This window comes from Trichocoleus sp. AS-A1 (genome assembly GCF_039962015.1).
Lineage (GTDB): Bacteria > Cyanobacteriota > Cyanobacteriia > Cyanobacteriales > FACHB-T130 > FACHB-T130.
Genome location: NZ_JAMPKG010000030.1, coordinates 46,471 through 70,641 on the forward strand (window position 1 = coordinate 46,471; position 24,171 = coordinate 70,641).

Annotated in this window: 16 protein-coding genes, 1 tRNA gene and 1 pseudogene; 9 read left to right on the plus strand and 9 right to left on the minus strand. The window is 43.9% G+C overall.

Annotated elements, in window-relative coordinates:
* Positions 1-84 precede the first annotated feature (84 nt).
* Positions 85-1,101, plus strand: a complete 1,017-nt coding sequence (locus tag NC994_RS20645) for a sulfate/molybdate ABC transporter ATP-binding protein (RefSeq protein WP_190437310.1) — start codon at positions 85-87, stop codon at positions 1,099-1,101.
* A 46-nt stretch (positions 1,102-1,147) separates the two neighbouring features.
* On the opposite strand, the pseudogene NC994_RS20650 reads toward NC994_RS20645, so the two are convergent.
* Both NC994_RS20650 and NC994_RS20655 read right to left on the minus strand, forming a co-directional pair.
* Positions 1,148-1,339, minus strand: a pseudogene (locus NC994_RS20650) (DUF202 domain-containing protein); the annotation flags it as partial.
* A gap of 85 nt (positions 1,340-1,424) precedes the next feature.
* Complete coding sequence (locus tag NC994_RS20655) at positions 1,425-2,015, minus strand: Crp/Fnr family transcriptional regulator (RefSeq protein WP_190415949.1); 591 nt, start codon at positions 2,013-2,015, stop codon at positions 1,425-1,427.
* Here NC994_RS20655 and NC994_RS20660 point away from each other — a divergent pair.
* Genes NC994_RS20660 through NC994_RS20670 form a run of 3 tightly spaced genes read left to right on the plus strand, consistent with a single transcriptional unit; the run spans position 2,014 to position 2,932 of the window.
* Complete coding sequence (locus tag NC994_RS20660; RefSeq protein ID WP_190415948.1) at positions 2,014-2,151, plus strand: hypothetical protein; 138 nt, start codon at positions 2,014-2,016, stop codon at positions 2,149-2,151. The two genes, NC994_RS20655 and NC994_RS20660, sit on opposite strands and share 2 nt — an antisense overlap.
* A gap of 10 nt (positions 2,152-2,161) precedes the next feature.
* A complete protein-coding gene (locus tag NC994_RS20665; RefSeq protein WP_190415947.1) occupies positions 2,162-2,368 on the plus strand; it encodes a hypothetical protein in 207 nt (68 codons plus the stop codon).
* Between the two features lie 33 nt (positions 2,369-2,401).
* On the plus strand, positions 2,402-2,932 hold the full coding sequence (locus NC994_RS20670; protein ID WP_190437313.1) for an isochorismatase family cysteine hydrolase: 531 nt from the start codon (positions 2,402-2,404) through the stop codon (positions 2,930-2,932).
* 122 nt (positions 2,933-3,054) lie between these two features.
* On the opposite strand, the gene NC994_RS20675 is transcribed toward NC994_RS20670, so the two are convergent.
* The 3 genes from NC994_RS20675 to NC994_RS20685 all read right to left on the minus strand — a co-directional run bounded on the left by NC994_RS20675 (position 3,055) and on the right by NC994_RS20685 (position 8,873).
* Positions 3,055-4,131 (minus strand): hypothetical protein, encoded by a 1,077-nt coding sequence (locus NC994_RS20675; RefSeq protein WP_190415945.1) that lies wholly within the window; start codon positions 4,129-4,131, stop codon positions 3,055-3,057.
* A 56-nt stretch (positions 4,132-4,187) separates the two neighbouring features.
* Positions 4,188-5,195: a hypothetical protein gene (locus NC994_RS20680; protein ID WP_190415944.1), complete on the minus strand. Its 1,008-nt coding sequence runs from the start codon at positions 5,193-5,195 to the stop codon at positions 4,188-4,190.
* 288 nt (positions 5,196-5,483) lie between these two features.
* Entirely contained in the window at positions 5,484-8,873 is a 3,390-nt protein-coding gene (locus tag NC994_RS20685) for an ATP-binding protein (RefSeq protein WP_190437317.1), read from the minus strand.
* A 371-nt stretch (positions 8,874-9,244) separates the two neighbouring features.
* Here NC994_RS20685 and NC994_RS20690 point away from each other — a divergent pair, with 371 nt between their 5' ends.
* The 4 genes from NC994_RS20690 to NC994_RS20705 all read left to right on the plus strand — a co-directional run bounded on the left by NC994_RS20690 (position 9,245) and on the right by NC994_RS20705 (position 13,543).
* The gene (locus tag NC994_RS20690; RefSeq protein WP_190437320.1) at positions 9,245-10,192 is read left to right on the plus strand and encodes a circadian clock protein KaiA; all 948 of its coding nucleotides are present in this window, start codon (positions 9,245-9,247) and stop codon (positions 10,190-10,192) included.
* A 104-nt stretch (positions 10,193-10,296) separates the two neighbouring features.
* Positions 10,297-10,611 (plus strand): circadian clock protein KaiB, encoded by a 315-nt coding sequence (gene kaiB, locus NC994_RS20695; protein ID WP_190415941.1) that lies wholly within the window; start codon positions 10,297-10,299, stop codon positions 10,609-10,611.
* Between the two features lie 94 nt (positions 10,612-10,705).
* Positions 10,706-12,271 (plus strand): circadian clock protein KaiC, encoded by a 1,566-nt coding sequence (kaiC, locus tag NC994_RS20700; protein ID WP_190415940.1) that lies wholly within the window; start codon positions 10,706-10,708, stop codon positions 12,269-12,271.
* Between the two features lie 426 nt (positions 12,272-12,697).
* Positions 12,698-13,543, plus strand: coding sequence for a class I SAM-dependent methyltransferase (locus NC994_RS20705; RefSeq protein ID WP_190437325.1), 846 nt, complete (start codon positions 12,698-12,700; stop codon positions 13,541-13,543).
* Positions 13,544-13,598: 55 nt separating this feature from the next.
* Here NC994_RS20705 and NC994_RS20710 read toward each other — a convergent pair.
* The 3 genes from NC994_RS20710 to NC994_RS20720 all read right to left on the minus strand — a co-directional run bounded on the left by NC994_RS20710 (position 13,599) and on the right by NC994_RS20720 (position 22,474).
* A tRNA-Arg gene (locus NC994_RS20710) sits at positions 13,599-13,671 on the minus strand.
* A 165-nt stretch (positions 13,672-13,836) separates the two neighbouring features.
* Positions 13,837-20,898, minus strand: coding sequence for an ATP-binding protein (locus NC994_RS20715; RefSeq protein ID WP_190437328.1), 7,062 nt, complete (start codon positions 20,896-20,898; stop codon positions 13,837-13,839).
* Positions 20,899-21,298: 400 nt separating this feature from the next.
* Complete coding sequence (locus tag NC994_RS20720) at positions 21,299-22,474, minus strand: class I SAM-dependent methyltransferase (protein WP_190437333.1); 1,176 nt, start codon at positions 22,472-22,474, stop codon at positions 21,299-21,301.
* Between the two features lie 293 nt (positions 22,475-22,767).
* Here NC994_RS20720 and NC994_RS20725 point away from each other — a divergent pair, with 293 nt between their 5' ends.
* Positions 22,768-22,989 carry a hypothetical protein gene (locus NC994_RS20725; protein WP_190415915.1) on the plus strand — a complete coding sequence of 74 codons (222 nt, stop codon included), beginning with the start codon at positions 22,768-22,770 and terminating at the stop codon, positions 22,987-22,989.
* 203 nt (positions 22,990-23,192) lie between these two features.
* On the opposite strand, the gene NC994_RS20730 is transcribed toward NC994_RS20725, so the two are convergent.
* Positions 23,193-24,119 (minus strand): acyl-CoA desaturase, encoded by a 927-nt coding sequence (locus tag NC994_RS20730; RefSeq protein WP_190437334.1) that lies wholly within the window; start codon positions 24,117-24,119, stop codon positions 23,193-23,195.
* Between the last annotated feature and the right edge of the window lie 52 nt (positions 24,120-24,171).

Genomic DNA, 24,171 nt, shown 5'->3' on the forward strand with positions numbered 1-24,171 from the left:
CCGTAGATTCAAGGGATTTATCTAACCTAATTCGGTTTTTTGTCAAGGAAACCCGCACGTTAAGAAAATTGGGAAACAGTCGCTATGAGTATTTTGATTGAAGACGTATCGAAACGATTTGGCTCTTTTCAGGCGGTTTCAGGGGTCAATTTAGATATTAAAAGTGGCTCTTTAGTGGCGCTTTTGGGACCTTCTGGATCGGGGAAATCCACTTTATTACGGCTGATTGCAGGTTTAGAGACTCCAGACAGCGGTAGAATCAGAATCGCCGATCGGGACGTGACCCAGCAAAGCGTGCGATCGCGCGGCATCGGCTTTGTGTTTCAGCACTATGCGCTGTTTAAACACATGACTGTTCGCCAAAACATTGCCTTTAGTCTAGAGTTACGCAAAGCGCCCAAAGTCAGGATTCGACACCGAGTAGAGGAACTTTTAGACTTGGTGCAGCTCAATGGCTTTGGCGATCGCTACCCCTCTCAGCTTTCTGGGGGACAGCGGCAACGGGTGGCTTTGGCGAGAACTTTGGCTGTCGATCCTGAAGTCTTGCTGTTGGATGAGCCGTTTGGAGCGTTGGATGCGAAAGTGCGGAAAGAATTGCGAGCTTCGTTGCGACAGTTACACGAACGAGTGAATGTCACCACTGTGTTTGTTACCCACGACCAAGAAGAAGCAATGGAACTTGCCGATCAAATTGTGGTGTTTAACAAAGGTCGGGTGGAACAGGTCGGGACTGCCGCAGAGATTTATGACCATCCAGCAACCCCGTTTGTGATGAGTTTCGTTGGTCCAGTGAATGTTCTACCAAGTTCTGCTGGTATTTTTCGCTTGTCGAACTTGGAGTCGCCAACTTCTCATGTGTTTTTGCGTCCCCACGATGTCGCGATCCATACGGTGCCTGACGAAAATGCTGCCCCAGCCAAGGTCAACCGCATCGTGCATCTAGGTTGGGAAGTTCAAATTGAGTTGCGTTTTAAGGATGGTCAGGAAGTGACAGCTTATATTACGCGCGATCGCTTAAACCAGTTGCAACTGCAACCCCAGCAGCTAGTTTATGTCAAACCCCAACACGCCAAGACCTTCCCCGCATACTCTTTAAATTGAGCAATTAAGTAGAAACAACGTTACTGTTAGGTGCTGCAATGACTCAAGTACAAAGTAGCACCGTTACCAGACCCACTAGAGAGAAGACTAAACCCAACTTCCAGCCATTGCCTGGACGGTGCGCCTGGGGCGGAAAGAAGTTGCGAAGGCGGACGATGACGACGCCAAAACCCATCAAAGCGATCGCTGTCCGCATCCACCCCAGATAGGTGCGCTCGTTTGCCAAGCGATCGCGCACCCGCGATGAATTCTACCGCCCTTTACTTTTTGTATCGCTCACCATTCACGCTCTATACCCCTGAAAGGGATGTAGTTTAATCGGATTAAATTTCGTAGTGCCAGAACGGTTGTTGCTCTTGCAGAACAATGAAGCGATGAGGCAGGCGCTGAATAATTCCCCGCTTCTCAAATTCATTGAGCAGTCGCGTCACCGTGACTCTGGTAGAACCGATGAGTTCGGCAATTTCCTGGTGTGTCAAGCGCAAATCGATCTGTTTTCCTTGCTCGATTTCACGCCCAAACCTTTTCGCCAGCCAAGTTAACAGTCGCAGGAGGGAAGCATCCACCGATTTGCAATGCAGAATCTCTATGAATTCTTGAAATTGCTGAATATGCAGAATCATAGACTCGGTGGCTTCGTGACACTTGCTAACCGGCAGAACTTTTACCTCTACCAGCGTTAGGCATTCAATTTGATAAGGGTTAGCCTTGGATAGCACTCTGCCAACAATATCTCCTGGTCCCCATAAACCGAGCGTGATGGTTGTGCCGTCTTCGAGCCAGGTTACGGTGCGAACTACCCCAGTCTCAATTTGCCAGAGATAATTCTGCTCTAAGGGTAATAGAGAGCGCCGAGAAAATGTACGTCGCTTCAGGTGAGCAGAGCTAGGTAATAAAAACGGGGAAGCAGTCATGGATAGTCATCCAATTTTAAAACAGCTACGAAAATCCAGAGCGATCGCAATTACAGTTGCCGAACGCTGGTTGCGGGGATGCGTTGAAGAGGTTTCACCAAATATACTATATTCCGCTAGGAAAACTGTGGATTAAAAAAACAAAATTGTCGCATTCCCGAAATTGTGCGGCAATTGATAGCACGGTATGCGAACAAGAATTGCTTGACTCGCTGGAATTGCCCGATTATTTGGGTGCAATTGTATTGATTGACTCTGTGCAGTCAAAAGCTGTGCAGTCAAAAGATGATGACGCGATCGCTCTAATGTACGATGCGGCTACAGGGGGCGGTTACGAGATAATCGGCTCATAGTAGAAAGCAAGGCTGTTGAAGGGAAGCGTTTAGATGTCCGAGCCATTACTCATCGTCGATGTGCAATCTGGTTTTATCAACGACTTCACGCATCATATCCCGGAGCGTGTTGTCCGCCTTCTCCAGCGTCACGAGTACGCGCCAATTCTGTTTACACGCTTTATCAATGTGTCCGACGGGCCGTACTATCGCTTTCTGAACTGGCACGGCTGCGACAGCGACGCAGAAACAAACCTTGTCTCAGAACTCGAATCCTTTGCCAAACCAGAACTTGTGTTCTCAAAGTCGGGACTGTGCGGAATGCCAGAAGAACTGGTGAACTACCTGCGCGAAAATTCGATTGAGCGGATTTCTGTCGTCGGTATCGATACCGATATGTGCGTGTTGAAGATTGCAATGGATCTGTTCGATATCGGCATTGAACCACTTGTACTGACTGATTGCTGCGCCAGTACAGCCGGTTTGCAAGCGCATTTGGCGGGACTAGCGGTACTCAGCCGCAATATTGGTGCCCAAAGGTTGCACGATGCGGGTCTTGGAGGAGGCATGCTAGCTGCGCCGTAGAAGCAGCAGATAAATAGTTCGGTTAGTAAAAAGACGCGAGAATTTTCCCTCTATAGAGACGCGAGAGACGCCAAGCAGCACCGCTTCGCGTCTCTACAATCTATGCAACCGAACGAATCATCTTATTTGTTTTTCTGGAGGGTTTTCGCTTGCTCCAGCGTGATTTCTTTCAATGACTGATAGGAACTAGCATTTGATGCCCCTTCAATCGCTTTAACAGCCAGATCCTGAACCTGCTTGAGGGCTGAATCGAGTTGTTTCGAGAGACTGAGAATTCGCGCATCCTGATTGCGAATCGTCTCCTCTAACGACTGAATTCTCTGTTCGTGCAAACGCTTTTGCATTTCCACATCTTTAGCATACAAATCAGACTTAATTTTGGTTTGGTAATGGGCGATGCCTTTGCCTTCTTCCTTGGATTTTTTGATAGCCGCTTCCAGTTCCTTAGGAAATACTTCTACCTTAGCTTTCGCCTCGTCATATTGTTTTTCTCCTTCAGCGATCGCTTTCTCCCGCTCATCCCACTGTTTTTCCTTTTCTTGTTGGAATTCTTCCAGATGCTTATACAAACCTTTCTTGGTTTGATCGTACTCGTCCTGGTTGATGTTGCGTTGGAGTTCTAGATCGTACTTATACTCTTTAGCATCCCGCTGGCGCGTTTTAGCTTGCGTTTCATTGCGCTCCTTAATCGAGCGTTTACGTTCTTCTTGCTCTTTGAACCAAGCGTTTTTTTGCTCTAGTGTTTCTTGTTCTAAATTTTCACGTCTTTGGCTAAGTTCCTCTTCAAAAGTTTTGGAACTTTCTTCATACTGTTGGATGAGCGTATCCAACATTCCTTCTGCGATTTCTAAATTATGTAGTTCTTCTAATTGTTTAACTTCTGTGGCGACTGAACCCCTGAGTTCTTGTAGCTTAGAAGCTTCTAATGTCAGTTTCTCTGACAACTCGCTGACAGCACTCCCGAATCCTAATTGCAGCTTTGCCAGACTTTCAATTACCCGCTCCATTTTTTGTTGATCCGCAGCAGCCTGATTCATTGTTATCCTCGATTCCAATGGTTGTTTCTCTTTAATCGCTGGTGGTTTACTTTGATTCAGTTGCTTCAGTTGCGAGTCTAACGCTGCTTTCTCTTTACTTAATTCCTCATACGCCGCTAAGATTTCAGCCTTGGTGTTTTTGTCGTTGGGTTTTCTTGCCATTGATAATCTCCTATTTTTGAGAACCGCTATTTATGGAGCCAGATAAAAGCGAATTTCTAATTTCTCTTTTCCGTGCCTGTTAATTTAGCGGAGGAGTTGTCAAAGGCTCTCATGGCAATATCTTGTGCTTGCTTCAAGGCAGCTTGAAGTTGAGCAGTCATTTCTGTTATTTGTTCAGATTGTTTTTTAATTGTCTGCTCTAGGGATTGAATTTTAAATTCATTCGCTTGTTTAGTCGCTTCCCACTCTTTTTCATACAAATCAGCTTGCACTTTAGCGTCTTGGTGAACGTCTTTAATTGCCTCTTCTCTGGCTTTTTTAACAGCGTCCTCCAATTCTTTAGGAAATCCTTCTATTTTCTTTTGATGCTTCGTAAATTCTGCTTGACGCTTTGTCAGACTGTTTTCTCGCTCTGACCACTGTTTTTCTTTCTCTTTTTCAGATTGTTGCAATTCCCGTTCCAGGTTTCGCTTAATTTCTTCGTACTCATCTGTCTCTATTTTCCGAGTACGTTCTAAATCGTATTGATATTCTTCAACTTCCCGCTGGCGTTCGGCAGTTAATAGAGCATTTTGTTCTTGGAGTGTCGTTTCAAATTCTTCCTGTTCTTTTTGCCAAGATTTGCGGATGGTAGACTGTTGTTTTTCCAGTGCTTCCCGTTCGCTGGCTATTTTTTGTTCAAGGGATTTTAGGTTTTCTTGGTGTCCTTGCGTTAAGATGTGCAGCGCATCTGCTACTACTCTGATTTGCTGAAGTTCTTGCAAATGCTGCGTTTCAATGTCTAGCGCCCGTTTTAGTTCGTCTAACTTTGAAGTTTCACCCGTTAATTTTGCGGAGAGTCCAAAAACAATTCCGCCAAACTCTAATTGCAGATCGGCTAGACCTTTGACAATACTATCGATGGTATAATTAGAAGCTGCTTGAAGAACTTCTTTGTTCTTTTCTTTTTCTGCTTCTTGTTCCTTAGTCGCGATTTTTGACTCGATTCTTTTCTTGTCTGCAATTAGTTGTTTGAAGGCTTCCAGAATCTGTTCTTTGCTGTCTTTGGACGCCAATTTATTCATGCTTTTTCTCCATAAAAAAGTTGCTCCGTCGTAGGTAAATTTCCTACAGCAGAGTGTCGCAATCTAACCAGGAACACAGCCTTTAAATAGAACAAATGTTCTACTACTAGTGCAATATACTCAAGGAATTATGGCATTGTCAAGGGAAAATACGCCGGGAAACAGGTGTATAAAAAGTTACTGCTTATAGATGGCCTGAGCAGGTAGTCGCCCATGCCAACATTTCAGCAGGCACGGCAATGCCGTACCCCTGCACCGGGGAACGAGAAGGTGAGGTGGGGATGAGAGTTAGTAGGTTGATTGGGTAAGGGTTTGGTGAATTTGGTCTAACACTTCTGCCATCGATAGGGTGGGCACGCGCAGAATTTTGGTAGCGATCGCGCTGAGGATTTCCGGCAACTCTAAGGTAGGTTCATCGACCCCATCATTTTGATGCTCAAGCACCAAAATCGGCGGCAGAAAAGGCATCTGTCTCAAGGAAGCCAGCGCCTCCATCAAGGCTGGATTTAGCTCCATGTCTGCCAGATCGATCAGCAATAAATCAACGTTTTGCTGTTGAAGTTGCCGCAATACTTCAGTCCAAGAGCGCGAAAGTATACTTCTAAACCCGGCTTTTTGTAGGTAGTGAATCAGAGGCGATGCCTTCGAGCTGCCCCGCTGGGGTTTCGCGAACAATCGAGGGTCGAAGGCTTCGGTGGTCGGGTAGCGATTGACGCTTGCCGACAAATCCATCAGCGATCGCGCATCGACGACTAAAATGCTTGGCTTACAGCTCATCCCGACGGCAATCTGAATCACCTGCAATAAGGCGGCGGTGTGATCGTTCCCATCTCCTGCCAAACAGGGAAAGACACAAAGACTGCTCACTTGATTTGCCGCCTCAGTCGTTGGGCGATCTAGCGTTACTAAAGGTAGAGAAGCTAGGGTCGTCTGTGAGGCAAGTTGTTGGAGATAGACAAGCGGATCTTCTAGACCCCCACCATCGAGGATAACGACATCCGGCTGCCAAACGCGAGCCAGAAGTTCTGCCTGTTCTAGATCGTCGGCTTCTAGAACCCGGTGATTTGGCGAGAGTCCCAATGCGGTGGGCGAGAATTCTATCGCGGCTTGCTCAAGAGAAGTGAGATGTAAAATCGTCAGGCTGACGTTGGTGCATTGCTTTGGCTTGGTTAAACAAGTCAGGCTGTGGCGTAAAGTTTCCACCTGGACTGGCAGTGTTAAAAAGCCATCTGCTCGGTTGGAGGCGGCTTGCTCTTTTTCGGCGTTAGCGGCTGTCACGATGACTGGAATGTGGCAGGTTTGGTCGTCTGATTTGAGCAGAGTCAGCACGTCCCAGCCGGAAAGCAGCGGCAAGCAAGGGTTGAGCAGTATGGCTTGTGGCTGAAATCGCCGTGCTTTTTCGAGGGCTTCTGTCCCGGAACGAGCGATCGCAGCTCGATAGCCTAAACTGGTGAGTTGCTGAGTGAGATGGTCGATGTACTGGGGTGCGGCTTCAACGATCAAAATCAACCGATTGCGGTTCAAGGATGAACGATGGGGAGTGAAGGATGCATCCCGATTTTTTTGAGCCTTCATCCGGCTTCCTTCCTCCTTGCGCGTCGGGGGAATCGGAGGAAGTAGCAGGGTAAACTGGCTTCCCTCACCGGGTTTGGAGATAAAGGAAACATCCCCACCGTGCAGACGAGCCAAACCTTGGGTTAAAACCAGCCCCAACCCCGTCCCGTCAAAGCGGCGGGTCATCGGGTCTTCTAGCTGTTGAAATTTTTGAAAAATTAAATGTTGTTTTGCCTCTGGGATACCAATGCCAGTGTCCCAAACAGTAAAAGCAATCCAGCCTTCCCACCGACTAACTTTCAGTCCAATTTCGCCGCCCGCTTCGGTAAATTTGAGGGCGTTGGAAAGCAGGTGCGTGAGCATCTGGCGCAGACGCAAATCGTCCGCCACAATCGTTTCTAATCCAGGTTCGATACTGAGCGTAAAACCCAGTTCCTCTTTGGCGTTGCTGACTGGTTCATGCCCCGTCGCCGGTTGGTCTTTCAAGGTCTGGAGTTGTCTCGCTTGAGATAAAGCGCGATCGCACACTGTCAGAAGATTCACGGGTTCTGGCGACAGTTCCAACTGCCCCGTCTCCATGCGGGTCAAATCTAAAATATCGTTGACCACCGTCATCAACTGACGCCCACTCTGATGAATCAGCTTTGCATAGCGTTCCTGACGCTCGTTCAGCTGTCCCAGTACCCGATCCTTGAGCAAGCTGGATAAACCCAGCACGGAAGTTAGGGGAGTCTTCAGTTCGTGGCTGATACAGGCTAAAAACTCATCTTTCATCCGGTTGAGTTGCACCAAATCCGCATTTTTAGCCGTTAGTTCCTTGGCAACCTGCTGCTGTTCCGTGATATCAGTTGCCATCACCAGCCATAAGTCAGTGCCGAGTGCTGAAGATTGCGGGTCAGGATTCAGTGAAGAGGAAGAAGCGGGAAGATAAGAATTTCCTCGGAACTCCTGTACTGGGGTTTTGTCTAAGGTTTCGAGAAGTTCTAACTCAGCCCCGTTCTGCCACAGGGGAATTTTGACAAACTGCCAAATGCGCTCGTTGCTCTTTTTCCAGGTTCTAGAAGGTTGGGTTGCTGAGGAATTATCGAGAGGGTTATTTAGAGTCAGGGTGGCTTCTGTCGCTGACATCACGCTGGCAGAATCACTGCTAACAGAGGCTTCATCTGCACCCAAATCGATTCGGTTGCTTTGCTTTGAAGGCTCCCATCGCCGAGCAGGCTGAATTTCCTGGGCGCTAGAACTTCCGGCGAATATCTCGCTCCACACCGAGGGCAAGGAATCTAATCTGGCAGGTGCCTCTTGCTGTACTACGGGTGGGTTAAAGCTTTCCCCAATCTGCTGACGCCAAGTTAGGTTCTGGGCGATCGCTTTTCCAGAACTTGTTTGCAACCTTAAAGGCAATGGCAGTTGTTCCAACAGTTGCACTAAGGTTCTGTGCCCGCCGTGCGATTGCCCCACTTGTCCCCCTGTCGGCTTCTCCGCAGCAGGGCGTTGAACTGTGTTTGTTGCGACTGACCAAGGGAAGGGCGGTTTGCGTAGATGTCCGGATGCCTGGAGGGCGGCTTCTCGGAGCGCGGTTGCTTCCCGCAAGGCGATCGCGTCTTCTTGGAGTTCTCCTGGGGTATAGGCTTGGGAAGCTCTCTTCTGACTACTGCCGATGCCCCATTCCTCGCTGCCTTCGGCGGTTGCCATGAATTTCAAGATCCGCTGGCTATCTAACAAACCCAAGAATTGATGAGTGGGATCGACCACAGCCCAATGTTGCGGTGTTTGGGAATTGCATGAGCGCAAATACAGGCGAAATTCCTTCAGAGAAAGCTGACTCGGTAACGTTGTCAACCGTTCAATCAGCGGAAAATTCAGATGACACAGGGGTTGCTGTAAATCCAGTGTCAAAGGAGCAACTAAATAATTTTTTTGGCTGAACGAATTTGTTACTAGAAGATGAGGCATCATTGCCCGCAGATTGATGACTCCCAGTGGATGTTGTTGTTCGCTGACCACCACCAGGCGATCGCAACTACCAGAGCTAAAAATCTCCAGCACCCTCACCAATGCCACTGTTTGTTCGCAAACGGGAACTGGCTCGATAAATTCCTTTAAACTGGGAGTGGATATGGACATGACCAACCTAGCTAGGGGAAAGTGCAACAAGAACGCACGCAGTACGTCGCCGCTCGAATTCATCGCTGAGGCTCAGTAGGTGCGGAGAGCGCTTGGGTTTTTCCCTGCCTACAGCCTATAGGTATTTAAAAAGGAGTTGACAAAGGTTGAATTTCGTAGAGCTAGTTTTAAAAAAGCAAAAACAAGGTACTGCTCAATTATGCCTCGGTCGAGGGGGCTTCTTGAGCCTACTAATTACAATTAATAACAATTGGATTAATGATTAAATTAATATTAAGTAGTTAATGAAGAATGCCGGTGAGAGATCCTCCTCCTGAGCGATGTCTCCAGACAAACAGTAATTTAATTTCTACTCTAGAATAGTTAAAGTTTTGCATCATCCGCTGTCTATTTGTACTTTTGTGCGCTCGGAGTCGCTGGCACAGTCCTTACGCGATTCATTGTGCAGCGAATCCCCCAAAGAAGCGATCGCCGTAGAACATCGCTATCTTCTAAACCAGATATCGTCCTTACCGGAGTTGTTTGACTGGGTTGAGCAGTACAAGCAACAAATTGATTGTTTGGTTTTACAAGAAGACTCATCGTTGCGCCCCCTCGTCAATCGTTTGTACGAACAAGGCATACTGCTGCCAGTTGTGATTTTATCTGGGGTAGCAGACGAAGCCAGTCAGGGATCGACCACCCTAGAGGGGCAAAATCCCCCCCGTACCGCCCCGAATTCTACCCAAGCCTTGGAGACTTACATCTACCACCCTGGGGAAGTTTATGTAGCTGCAACCGAAGCGGACAAGATCGCGCGGTTGATTGAACGGGCGATCGCTCAGTTTCTTACTCTTGCTCCCACCTGTCTCCTGCCAGATCGCTCCATCACCGTCGATCCCATCACCGAGTTGCATACTCAAAATTTTCTCATGCTACAGCAGCGACGGCTGTCTGAAAAACTTAAGGAGCGATTAGGATACTTGGGTGTGTACTATAAGCGAAATCCACAGTCTTTTTTCCGCTATCTATCCCGAACCGAGAAGCAAGAACTTTTACAGCAACTCCGAGCAGAATACCGCAAAATTGTTCTCAGTTACTTTTCCACAGAGAGTACACTGAATCAAATAATCGACCAATTTGTGACAACGGCTTTTTTTGCCGATCTCTCTGTTTCTCAAATTGTTGAAATTCACATGGAATTAATGGATGATTTTTCCAAAAAACTGAAATTAGAGGGGCGGAGTGAAGAAGTCTTACTGGACTATCGATTGACTTTAATTGATGTCATTGCTCACTTGTGCGAAATGTATCGCCGTTCCATTCCTAGAGAGTCATGAGCCTACGCTTTAAGCGATTCATTTAAAGCAGACTCCGAAAAAAACCTTAGACTTTAGACAATCCCGATTTCCCACTCCAAAACTCTTACCCTAATCCCTAAGCTATGAGTGCGCTAAAGAAAACTTATGTTCTCAAGCTCTACGTTGCTGGAAATACTAGCAATTCTGTACGAGCTTTGACAACACTCAAAAATATCCTCGAACACGAGTTTCAAGGTGTCTACGCTCTCAAAGTGATCGATGTTCTCAAAAATCCGCAACTGGCAGAGGAAGATAAAATATTAGCCACACCCACCTTAGCAAAAGTATTACCGCCTCCAGTCCGTAAAATCATTGGGGATCTTTCAGATCGGGAAAAAGTCTTGGTAGGGCTAGATATTCTCTATGAAGAACTTGCTGAAGCCGAAGCGGATTTATAAACTTTAATTCGGACTGAAGACTTTAGACTTTAAACTGTTGTAGGTTTCCTAGCCCGTTTCTGCAAGTAGAGCCAATTTTTGCGACGGAAGAGCGATGAGTAAAACTAATCCGATTGAGCCACAAGCCGAATTGGCTCCGGTGGGAGTACAAAAAATCCGGACGATGATTGAAGGCTTCGATGATATTAGTCATGGAGGCTTACCTTTAGGGAGAACTACCTTATTCAGTGGTACTTCTGGAACTGGCAAGACATTATTTGCCGTTCAATTTCTTTATCATGGAATTGCCTATTTTGATGAGCCTGGGGTATTTGTTACCTTTGAAGAATCTCCTACCGATATCATCAAAAATGCCTCCAGTTTTGGTTGGGATCTGCAACGCTTAATTGATGAAGGAAAGTTATTTATTCTGGATGCTTCACCCGATCCGGAAGGGCAGGAAGTCGTCGGGAACTTTGACCTTTCCGCCCTAATTGAGCGGATTCAGTACGCCATTCGTAAATACAAAGCCAAGCGGGTTTCTATCGATTCTGTCACCGCTGTTTTTCAGCAATATGATGCTGCTTCTGTGGTACGAAGAGAAATTTTTCGCTTAGTAGCTCGCCTCAAACAAATTGGCGTCACTACGGTGATGACGACGGAACGGCTCGAAGAATATGGCCCGGTGGCGCGGTTCGGAGTAGAAGAGTTTGTTTCCGATAACGTGGCAATTGTCCGCAACGTTTTGGAAGGAGAACGCCGTCGTCGCACGATTGAAATTCTTAAACTTCGTGGCACCACTCACATGAAAGGGGAATACCCTTTCACCATGACCAATAATGGCATCAATATTTTCCCGCTAGGAGCGATGCGGCTTACCCAGCGTTCTTCTAATGTCCGGGTGTCTTCGGGTGTCAAAACCCTTGACGAAATGTGTGGAGGTGGATTTTTTAAAGATTCTATCATTCTGACAACGGGTGCCACGGGTACTGGCAAAACGCTTTTAGTCAGCAAATTTTTGCAAGTTGCCTGTACGAACAACGAACGTGCCATTTTGTTTGCCTACGAAGAATCTCGTGCCCAACTGTCTCGCAACGCCTACTCTTGGGGCATTGATTTTGAGGAGATGGAACAAAAAGGATTGCTGAGAATCCTTTGCACCTATCCAGAGTCGGCTGGGTTAGAAGACCACTTGCAGATGATTAAGTCGGAAATTGCTGAATTCAAGCCGTCTCGCATTGCCATTGATTCGCTTTCGGCATTAGCTCGAGGCGTCAGCAACAACGCCTTCCGGCAGTTTGTGATTGGTGTTACAGGTTATGCCAAGCAAGAGGAAATCACTGGCTTTTTTACCAATACCACAGACCACTTTATGGGTTCCCACTCGATTACGGATTCCCATATTTCTACCATTACAGACACGATTTTGATGCTGCAATATGTGGAAATTCGCGGTGAAATGTCCCGCGCTATCAATGTCTTTAAAATGCGGGGTTCGTGGCATGAAAAAGGCATCCGCGAGTACACGATTAGTGATGCAGGAGCTGAAATTAAGGATTCGTTCCGGAATTACGAACGAATTATCAGTGGTTCTCCTACTCGGATTGCGGTTGATGAAAAGAGCGAACTCTCCCGAATTGTCAGAGGGATGAGGGAAAACACTGACGATACAGAAATCTAATACTGCTTTCAGCATCTGGAATCGGTAACGACTCTATCTTTAGGCTTATATCCGAAGATATACGGATATAAGCATTTTCTCACCCACAACCCGGAGTGCGGTCATTTTTCCTAATTTGGAAGCAGATTGAAAACGGTTAAATCGCCTAGAAGCCTTGATTTTACGAGAAAATCCAGAATTTATTGTCTTGAGAATTTTAGTCTTCTTTACAGAAACTTTATACTTCTGCGGTCAGCTCTCTTTTTATTTAAAGCTTAAGTAAAGATAAGCTCTCAGCCATAGCAATATTTTTGAAGGAAAGATTAAATATAAAGAACATCAGTCCGGATATTTACGGAGTTACCCGAATCTTTAAGGCTGGGGTACTGAAGAATACAAAATAGTCGCTTTCATCCAACCACAGCCTAGGGGAGGAGATTGAGTCAAATGCCGACCTTAAAAAAATCTCAACTTCAGTTAAACAATTTTCAACTGCTCAATGAGATATTTTTCCCGAAAAACTATGAAGCTGATTCCAGATTGAATCTGAAGCAAATCTGGGAGAAAGCTGCACTGCAATGGGAACAAACTACCCCTTCTCAAAAAACTCCTAAAGAAATTTGGGAGAATATTCCGACAGGCAAACATTTTGATTCGATTTTGGATCTGGGTTGTGGATATGGCAGACATGCTGCCTATCTTTCAAAACAAAAAAAAATTACCTGCAATCAGTATTACGGAATAGATATTTCCGAAAATATGCTGCGTCGGATGTTGACCTTTCATAAGGCATACAATTTATTCTCTTCATCGGATTTTTCTTTGATTTGTATGCCAATGGGTCAGTTGCCCTTTGAGGACAATTCAATAGAATTTGTAATCTCAAGTAGTGTTTTTCTTCACCTAGAAAAACAACAACTCAGCAAGAACCTGGCAGAAATTGCTCGTGTCATCAAGCCAGGGGGAGTCTTTATTTTTGAGGATTTATTTTACAACCGATACTGTCCGGCAAATATTCTGGATAACGTTTTGAGGAAAGTCAGGAAATCCGGACTCAATTTAGCCGATTTAAAGCAATACTCGTTGCGGGAAATCAACTGGCTGCTGAAAAATTCCCAACTCTCGCAAAAATGCCCCCAATACACGATAAAACCCCATAAATCTGCCCTGCTACCAGAACAACTGAGGGGAGTTGATATTTCTGCTTCGCCAGATATCGAGCGGGAAGTGAATCCTTCCAAATTTTTAAAAGGGATTTTGGCGAGTGGTTATTGCGTTTACTCGAAAGGTTAAAGTTTAAAGGCTAAAGAAGAGACGCGATCGCGCCTCTTCTTTTTAGAGCTTTCAACGAGCATGGAGGGATTCGAACCCCCGACCCTCAGAACCGGAATCTGATGCTCTATCCACTGAGCTACATGCCCTAATAACTTGAATAGTATAACATTTTTTGGGATTTAGCAATTCGGGCATTCCAGATGCTGTTACTTTACGGTAAATTGGTCAGCGGTTGGGTGATGCCTCTCAAAGAAAATGATTCGCTTTGCACCTGACGCCAGAAGTCTTCATTTTGATTGCTCTGGTCTATATCAGCCTTTTTTTTGCTGCTGAATCGGAATCTCAATAATAAACTCTACGCCCTGCAAGGGTGACGAAATACAGCGAATCTGTCCCCCGTGACGTTCCACCACAATCGAGTAGCTGATAGACAATCCCAAGCCAGTGCCAGCTCCCACCGGCTTCGTCGTAAAGAAGGGGTCAAATATCTTCTTTTGCACTTCCTCTGTCATGCTAGGCCCATTATTCCCAATCCGGATTGCAACCCGATCCTCCTCTACAACAGAGGTGCGAATCCAAATCGTAGGCGATTGTTCATTATTCATGGTTGATTGTTCATGGTCATGACCCGCGAACGATAAACCACAAACCTCTTCTAAGGCATCAATTGCATTACTGAGAATATTCATAAATACCTGATTCAACTGACCTGCATAACAGGCCACTTTAGGCAGGCGAGCGAATTCTTTAACCACCTCAATCCCCAATCGTTTTTTCTGGGGTTTGAGCCGATGCTGCAAAATTAACAAGGTAGATTCAATGCCTGAATGAATATCTACTGGCTTCATTTCTGCTTCATCCAAGCGCGAGAAGTTTCTCAATGACAGCACAATAGATTGGATGCGTTCGGCTCCTACCTGCATAGAAGATAAGATTTTTGGGAAGTCTTCTTTCAAATATTCCAATTCAATTGTCTCAATCTCCCGCTGAATTTCTGGAACTGGATCGGGGTAAAACTGCTCATACATTTGTATAAGATTGAGCAAGTCTCGCGCATAGTCATTTGTAGGGGCAAGATTGCCGTAAATAAAATTTACTGGGTTGTTAATTTCATGGGCTACTCCTGCCACCAGTTGCCCAATACTAGACATTTTTTCTGCCTGAATCAGCTGGGCTTGGGTGCGTTGCAATGCGCTTAAAGTGAGTTCTAGCTGTTGTGCTTTCTCTCGTTCTCGCGCTTCTGCTTGCCGCAGCGCCTCCAGATTAGATAGCTGAAGATGAAGGTTGATGCGTGCTAGAAGTTCATTTTTCGAGATTGGTTTAATGAGATAGTCGTTGGCACCAGACTTAAATCCTTCTACCAGGTCTGATACTTGATTTTTGGCAGTTAACATCAAAATGGGAAGTTCGTTCAGCGAATACTGTTCGCGAATTTTCTTGCAAACTTCATAGCCAGTCATGCGCGGCATCATTACATCCAATAAAATGATGTCAGGTCTTAGCCCCTGCGCGATCGCTGCCAATGCTTCTATGCCATTAAAGGCTTGAGTTAAGGAATAGTTTTTCTCCGATAGATAGTTGACCAGCACCTGCACGTTGACTGGCTCGTCATCCACTATCAAAATCTTGATATCGCTACTTTGGGTTGCAAATTGCTGTTTAGCAGGGTGCAAGTTGCTAAGTCGAGGTTTCAATTCTTTAAACTTAAACTTTTCTTCAACCTTCAATTCTTCAACCTTCACCTCTTTTGAGAGGGGTAAAGTAAACGTAAATCGGGAACCAACGCCCATTTGAGATTCTACGCAAATTTCCCCATTGTGCAATTCCACTAGCTTTTTAGTAATCGCAAGACCAAGACCAGTCCCTCCATAAATTCTTGCTGTTGAGCCATCAGCTTGTTCAAAAGATTCAAAGATTTTGCCAAACTTCTCTGGGGGGATACCAATTCCTGTATCGGTAACGGTAATTGCTAGATAAGATAAATTTTCAGCGTCAGAAGAATCTTCCTTCTGTCCCTCCTCGACCACAGATGCCGACACTTCTACCACACCAGAATCTGTAAATTTAATAGCATTACCGACCAGGTTGTAGAGAATTTGTTGCACCCGATCTTCATCAGCATTAACAGACGGTGTATTTGGAGCAATTTTATTGCTCAGGTGCAAAGATTTTTTACCAATTAGAGGCTGGCTGAGAGTCAGCACCACATTGGTAATTTCTCTCATTCCCACCGGCTTGATTTTAAGTGGTAGATTTCCATGTTTCAGTTTAGAAAAATCAAGAATATCGTTGATCAAATTGGATAGCCGGTGAGCGCTCGATACTACCATTGATAGATTATAAATTGTCTTCTCAGGCAAATGCCCCGTTACACCATCTATCAAAGATTCGGTAATGCCAATGATGCCATTAAGCGGGGTGCGGAGTTCGTGGGAGGTATTTGCCAGAAACTCGTCTTTTAACTCCTCCATCCGTTTGCGTTCTGTAATGTCTTGGAATCCACTCAGCATTGCTTGCTCGCCGTTGAATGCGATTGGCTGAATGGATAAATTAATCCAAAATGGCGTTCCATCTACCTTTTTTGCCTGAAATTCGTAGTTGCGGACGTACCCATTTTTAGCCAGTATCTTCAGCAACTCTTTTCGAGCCTCAGGATCGTAATGAAACTCTTGTGCCTGACGACCTATCAATTCTTGCGTAGATAGACCCAAAGTTGAGCTACACGCCATATTCGCATACAGAATTTGGCTGTCAGATACACGACTTATCAGTAGAGGAACCGGAGTAGTTTCGGCAATCAATCGAAATCGCTCTTCGCTTTCGCGTAAGCGATTTTCTGCCTGCTTGCGCTCGTCAATTTCTTGCTTGAGGTCAGCATTTAATGCTGTCATCTCATCATAGAGTTTGGCATTCTCTAGAGAGATAGCAATTTGAGAAGACAGCATTTCCAAGACTTTCAATCGGTCAGGTGTAAAAGCATTAGTCGTCAGATTGTTTTCAAGATAAAGCAGACCAATTAGATGCGTTTGCTTAATAATGGGAAGACATAATATAGATTTAGGCTGATATTGTAAAACGTAAGAGTCTGATTTAAATAAGCCTTGGTTAGTGGCATCGTTTAAAACTAAATTATTCTTCGTTCTTTTTACATAATTGACAATAGCAGGAGAAACCTTATGACTGGATTCTACGGGAATAAATTGGAGAACAGTTACCTCAGCCCGATCGACTTCTCCCTCAGCAGCGATCGCTAAGTTGCCTGATTCTTCCAGAATGAGAAAGCCTTTCTGCGCTCCAGCATTCTCAATCACAATTTTCATCAACTTTTCTAACAACTTGTCTAAAACGATCTCACTCGCTAAGGTTTGGCTGGCTTTCACGACTGTCGTTACATCCAACAATCCCGAATCGCTGCCAGTACTAGAAGAAATTATGTTGCTCAGACTCCCAGCTTTGCCGGTTACAGATACTCCGGAAAAGAACTGCGGATATTTTTCTTCCACATGATTCACTTTAGCGATCGCGCCCCATTTAAGATAGCCATAGTGAGCTTCCAGAATATGGGCTTTTGCTAGCACAGTGTATTCTTTACCGAGAAAGAACTTTGCCGCTAGTTCATTGGCTATCGCTTCGTTCTGGATATAATCATTTTCTCTAGCTGAGTTAATTGACTTTTCATATAAATCCAAAGCCTCCCCCTCTTTGCCGGTAATTCGCGCTATTTCAGCGGACATTAGTAAATATTTGTGCAAAAAGTTGTCTGGGCAAGCTTCAGACCACTTCCTCATCTTTTCTAGATTTATCAATAGATTTTCCATTGCCTGCTCTTTCTCTGCTTCCAGCAAAGTAGGATAAAGAGCTGTTTGAATTAAAGTAGAATAAAAATAATGTTCCGGTATCATGATGGTCGCAAAGGGAATCGAGATCAGTGTTTCCCCTTCTGCGATCGCTTTCATCGCATCATCATATTCCTCGTATAAATAAAGTAGTTGAGCCTTTAAAATACAATAAGTAACATAAAGAGCTGGAACTTTTTTCAATTCATCCCAATGCTCTTCCTCTTTAAAATTATTATCGTTAAAACTTGTTTTTTGTTCTGTTTCTCCTTTTAAACTTAAAACAAACTTTTGGATAACTAAAAACATATCAATAAAAGAGCGTATTTTCTTTTTTGAGGTAAACTCTAAATATTTTTGGGATTCTTGATAAACTTCATCCAAATTATCTCCTTTAAATGTTAATTTAACAGCTCGATAGTAAGCTGAATAAGTAGCCCATTGAAAATCGCCAATTTCAATTCCGTCCTGAAAACCATTTTTTAGATATCCCTCACACTCTGTCCTCAAATGATTTTTCCAATGACTAATATAGGAACCAAAAATCATGTTAAGTTTACATTTAAAAGTTATATTATTAAATTTTTCATTCACTTTTAAAGCTAATTCACCATATTGATAAGCTGATTCAAACTCATCTCTTCCTGCCAGAGTCCATCCATAGGACATATAGGCAAAAGAAGTAACATTTGAATTGCCATATTTTAAAGATATATTCACCATTTTTAACATTATTGAATCAAATATATGCTTCCCAATAAATCGGGCAGGCGGAGTCATATTTATAAGAATCTTGGTAGCAGCTACTTTCTCCAAATCGGTCATATCTGGCGCATCAATCAAATCCTTAACCTCTCTCCCTGCGAGATTAGCTTTAACCTTTTTGGCCTCAGATTCTATTAGTTTCCTTAGTTCCTTTTCACCATCGGGGAGAGAGATACCAAATAACCTCAATCCTGCTTTACCGATTTCAATCGCTTCTTTAGTTTTCATCAAGTTAGTTGTATATATAATGATTTTCATAATATATACACTTGCTTTTTCTAAATTAGACGCGGCTTTATTTAAAATAATTTCAAAAAACTTTTCACATTCATTAATATTTCCGTTCAGGTATTCGCATTCTGCGCGTTCTTTATAAAGAGATAGTATTAACGGATACTGGAATTCCCAGTCTTTCTCTGAAAGCAGTTCCATTCCAGCAGTTATATATTTTAATGCCGGTTCAAAAGCTGTAGATAGCTTTGCTTTTTTACCAGCGGTTAGATTTAAATTTGCTAGTTCATATCTTTCCTCTTGATTATTTATGATATCCTTGCCGCAATTAAGCTGATTAACTATATCAAAAATTTTGTCTTCTAGTTCTTCTCGATCTGTATTTTTAAGTAATAGCTGACCTACTTTGAGATGAACCTGTTGTTTATCAGTTTCTGGGATTAAGGAATAAACTGCCTGCTGTACGCGGTCATGCAGAAATTTGTAGGCAACAGCTAAATCATTATTGAGAGAAGCATTTAAAGTATCTTCTGTATAATCTTGAACGTATTTATATGCGTTCCCAATGGGTAGAATCAGCCCTTCCTTAAGGGCTTCCCTAAGTTCACCAGAAGTTTCTACTTGAGACTTTTCATTAACAATCGATAAAACTTTTAAATTGAATTCGTTGCCAATGCAAGCTGCAAGTTTTAGGGATTTCTGAGTAGACTCAGAAAGCTTTTTAACTTTTATCACCATTAACTCAACTACATTATCCGTGATTTGCATTCCTCGAATTTTTTTAAGATCCCACTGCCAACATCCCTGTTTTAAGTTAAAGTTAAACAAATTTTCTTCATAAAGAGATTTTAAAAACTGAGTTAAAAAGAAGGGATTACCATTAGTTTTATTAAAAACTAACTTTGCCAAAGAATTTGTTTTTGTTGATTCAGATTTAAATGTGTCGGCAATCAGTGAATTAACATTATTAATAACTAAAGAGTTAAGAGAGATATTATTTACTGCAATATCGCTCTTTTTCAGTTCGTCCAATGTCAGCATTAAAGGATGAGTTGCACTCACTTCATTATTTCGGTAAGCCCCAATCATGAGTAAGTATTTACTATCCGGATCGGTCATTAACAAATAAATTAATTTTAATGAGGCTGAATCGGCCCATTGTAAGTCATCTAGAAATAAGACTAGGGGATGGTCTTTTGTCGTAAAAACACTGAGAAACTTTTGAAAAACTAAATTTAATCGATTTTGGGCTTCTGTCGGAGCAAGTTCCGGAACTGGTGGCTGTTTGCCGATAATGAGTTCCACTTCTGGAATTACATCAATAATGACTTGACCGTTGCAACCTAGAGATTCTAATAGTTGTGTTTTCCAAAAGTCTATTTTTTCTTGGGTTTCTGTTAAAACTTGTCGAACTAATTCTTGAAAAGCTTGAATTAAGGAAGCATAGGGAATATTCCGTTTAAATTGATCGAACTTGCCGGAGATAAAATAACCTCTTTGCCGTACAATTGGTTTATGAATTTCATTAACTAAAGCTGATTTACCAATTCCAGAGAATCCTGAAACTAGCATCATTTCAGTCGAGCCAAGGCTGACTCTTTCAAAAGCTGCCATTAGAGAAGCAATTTCAGAGTCTCGACCATAAAGTTTTTGGGGGATTTGAAATTTATCAGAGATATCGTGTCTACCGAGTGGGAAATCGCTAATTTTCCCTGTACTTTCTAGATGGGTTAGACAAGTCTCTAGATCGGCCTTGAGTCCAAAGGCACTTTGATAGCGATCTTCAGCATTTTTAGATAATAATTTCATTACGATGTCAGACACCGCTGGTGGAATGTTTGGATTCAGATGATTGGGTGGAATTGGAAGGCTGGCAATATGGCAGTGAACTAACTCCATCGGATCGTTAGATTGAAAAGGCACCCTTCCAGTTAGCATTTCGTAAAAGGTGACACCTAAGGAATAAAAGTCGGTACGATAATCAATTGAGCGATTCATTCTCCCCGTTTGCTCTGGTGATATGTATGCAAGGGTGCCTTCTAGCAAATTGGGGTTGCCAATCATCTGGTTTTCTCTGGACAGACGCGAGGCAATGCTAAAATCGGTAATTTTTACCAATCCCGTTTCCGGATTAATAAGGATATTTTGAGGCTTAATATCCTTATGAATAATGTTATTTTGATGTAGTTGACTAATTGTTTCTGAAACATTAATAATTATTTGAATAATTCTTTTTAAATCAATTTTGTTTTTCAAGAGGAAATTCTGTAGTGAATCTCCTCCAAAATCTTCCAAGACTAAAAACCAATATTGATTATATTTTTCCAGCTCTAAAGGTTTAACAATTCCTGGGATAGATAAGTTATAAGAAATTTCATATTGATGTTTAAGCTTGGCAATTTCCGTGAGAGCTGGATACTCTTGCCAAAGACTCTTAACAATAACAGGTTGCTCATCATGATGGCGATATCCTCGATAAACAACGGTTTTTGTTCCCTCGTAAATTTTTGATGTGATTGTATAACCTGGAATTTTTAGCATAATTTGGTTTGTGTCTCAACTGGTAACTAGAGTCAAATACAGTGTTCGACTGGTCAGGAATATGCCAGGGTATTTATACAGTAATCGTTCGCCAAAGTGCAAAGTTAATAATCTGGCTACAAATGTTGCTGTCAGCCTATCTTTGGTATAAGGTTAGCCACAAAAGTAATGACGCAGACTAAATTTAAACGGGGAATCAGTGTAAGAACTTCTGTATTTAAATGTTCAATCTTCTGGCAACACAGCGTCAGAATCGCTGATTCTGCTCTTGATGCCTGAAAAACAATCCAGCTTTGCTGTTTTCTGGGCATAGTGGTCTACTAAGGCGGTGAGTATTCTGATTGTACAGAGTGACGGCTGTGGCATCACTCTGTAGTAGAAACAAGCAATATTAAAACTCTTAATATAACCAATCTTTACGGGTAAACGGCAATTTCCACGCTTTATCTGCTCGTCGCCGCAATAGGACTTGATAAAGCCCCATGTGGTTCTGTTCAAAGGCAAGAGCGAAACCGATGAGATAGAGCCGCCATAATCGGACTTTACGTTCGCTGCTGAGGGCGATCGCTTTCTCCATCACTGCATCCAAATTAGCTGCCCAACAGCGCATTGTTTTGGCGTAATGCATCCGCCAAGCATCAACATCGACAATCTCCCATCCCGTCTCTTCAGCGACAGCTAAAGAATCGGACAACCTGGACAGCTCTCCGTCTGGGAAGATATAACGTTGAACAAAGCGTTCGTTGAGGCTGGAACCGTCCCATTTTTCTGACGCGGTGATGCCGTGATTGAGAAACAAACCCCCAGGCTTCAAGGTAGATAAGGCACTTTGAAAATAAATCGGGTAGTTTTTAATTCCTACGTGTTCAACCATCCCAACTGAAACAATTTTGTCAAAGGTTGGCGTTTGGGGTAAGTTGCGATAGTCGAGAAGCTCGACTTTTAGCTGGGTGTCCAAACCTTCTTTCGCGATCGCTTGTTGGTTAAAAGCCAGCTGCTCTTTACTCAGAGTAATGCCATATCCCTTCACTCCGTAATGAGTTACAGCCCAGCGTAGCAAAGCTCCCCAGCCACAGCCAATATCTAATAAATATTCGCCGGGTTTTAATTGGAGTTTACGGCAGATCAAATCAAGCTTTGCCTGCTGAGCTTCTTGCAGGCTCATCTGAGGATGTTCAAAATAGGCACAAGAATAGACGAGTAAAGGATCGAGCCAAAGACGGTAAAAATCATTGCCAACATCATAGTGATATTGAACAACTGCTAAGTCGCGATCGCGACTATGAGCGATCAATTTCTGCCAAGGTGATTTCTCTGGCTGCGATAAAGGCAATTGGGGTAGACTCAGTGCTTCCATCCAAGCTTTGATTGCTGTGCTGCGATCGCATTGGGAAAAGGAAAGCGCTTCTAAGAGCATCAGATCGTCGATGTTACCTGTAAAGTCTAAAAAGCCCCGAAGGTAAGCTTCCGCTAGAACCAAAGGATCTTGACTCAGAATTAGCGTCCGGATGACTCCGGGATGATGAATCTGCAAAGTGAGTTGAGGAAGCGAGTCATCAAAAGTTTGATTGGTCATTATCTTGTCTGTCCCCTAGCAATCGATGCAGAATTTCAGAGGCAGGAGAGAAAACCGTTCGCTCAAGATATCTCGGATGCCGGTAGGAACAGAAGAATATGGCATAGTTGATTTAGCGTGTTAATGGTTATGTGTCAGTAGCAATTGGGGATTTTAGATTTGCTCTCACCAAACGGTGAGGCAACCTTAGCCTGACGATGTAGAGCAACAACGCCGAAATGGTACTAATGATGAGTTTTCAACTCAGCACCATTCATATCTACAGAGGAATAACCATTAATCACTAACAGCGCGTGAAATTTTTCTACACCTGTCTAATCGCAGGCGAGACGACTGCGCGATCGCAGATTCGCCAAAGTTGCATAAACATGGCGGTAGAAAATCTAGCAATTCTCTATTGGATACAGTATGGTTTAACCCCACCCCAACTCCTGCCCGCTTTTCCGGGAGGGATTCAATATTCCCTCTCCGTGAACGGAGAGGGGTTGCGGGTAAGGTTCTTTATATTGCACTAAGAGTGAAAACTCCTATAAACCTAATTTGTAGAGGCAGGTAATCTCCACTAAAAGTAGGGGCACGGCAATGCCGTGCCCCTAGGAAATTTTCGGATATCAGGGTGTAACGCTTTCTAACAACGCCTAACAACATTTTTGAGTTAGTCCAGGCGTTTTATATCAAAATGAGATGCTTTCAGCGGCTAATGGATCAAATTCACTCACTATCCAACTGAAGAAGTGATGCTTTTCAGTTCGATTTCGCTTGAGGATGGAACTTTGACATTCCAGACAAGCCCTAAGCGATTGAGGGCGAGGATACCCAACCAACCGAAATCAAGTTGCCACCATCTGAGTCCAAACCTTGCCGAGTGCTGGAAAGCATGGTGGTTATTGTGCCATCCTTCACCGAGGGTCATGATGGCGACGAAAAGATTGTTCTTACTTTGATCTTCTGTGGGAAATTGGCGTTTTCCCCAAAGGTGGCAGACTGAGTTGACGCTAAAAGTAAACTGGTGCAAGAGGAAAATCCGAATACCTCCGCCCCAGATTAAGCCTCTCAATGCTCCCGACCACGACCCAGTTAAGACTCCACCCAGAAGCGTCGGAATTAACAGAGAAAGTAGCACCCAAAGGATGTAGAGCTGGTCGATTTTTTGGACAACTTTGTCACGATTGAGATCCGAGACATAGGGGTATGGGGGCGTCCAATCGACGTTTAGCAGCCAGCCAGTATGGGCGTGCCAAAAGCCTTGAACAACTCCCCAAAACCCTTCTCCGTGAATATTTGGTGAGTGGAAGTCTTGTTGAGTATCTGAGTAGAGGTGATGACAGCGATGGTGGCTCACCCAGCTGGCGACTGGGCCTTGACCTGCCATGCAGCCAGCGATCGCTAAAAAAGCACGCACAAATGCCCCTGCCTGAAAAGCACGATGGGTGAAAAACCTGTGATACCCCACAGTGATGCCAAAGAAAGTCAGGGCATACATTCCTACGAGTAGGCTTAGATCCAGCGGCTGGACCCCACGTTCCCAGAAGATGATAGCCAGGGTCGCAGCGATAAATCCCACCACAGGCATGGCGACGACGATGACATTCAGTGCTTTCTGAAAATTGCTGATTTTAGAAGGATTAGAGAAAGAGATTGACACTTGTTTGGTTGAAATAGACTACTCGCGCAATAAAACTAAGAATATCTGATTG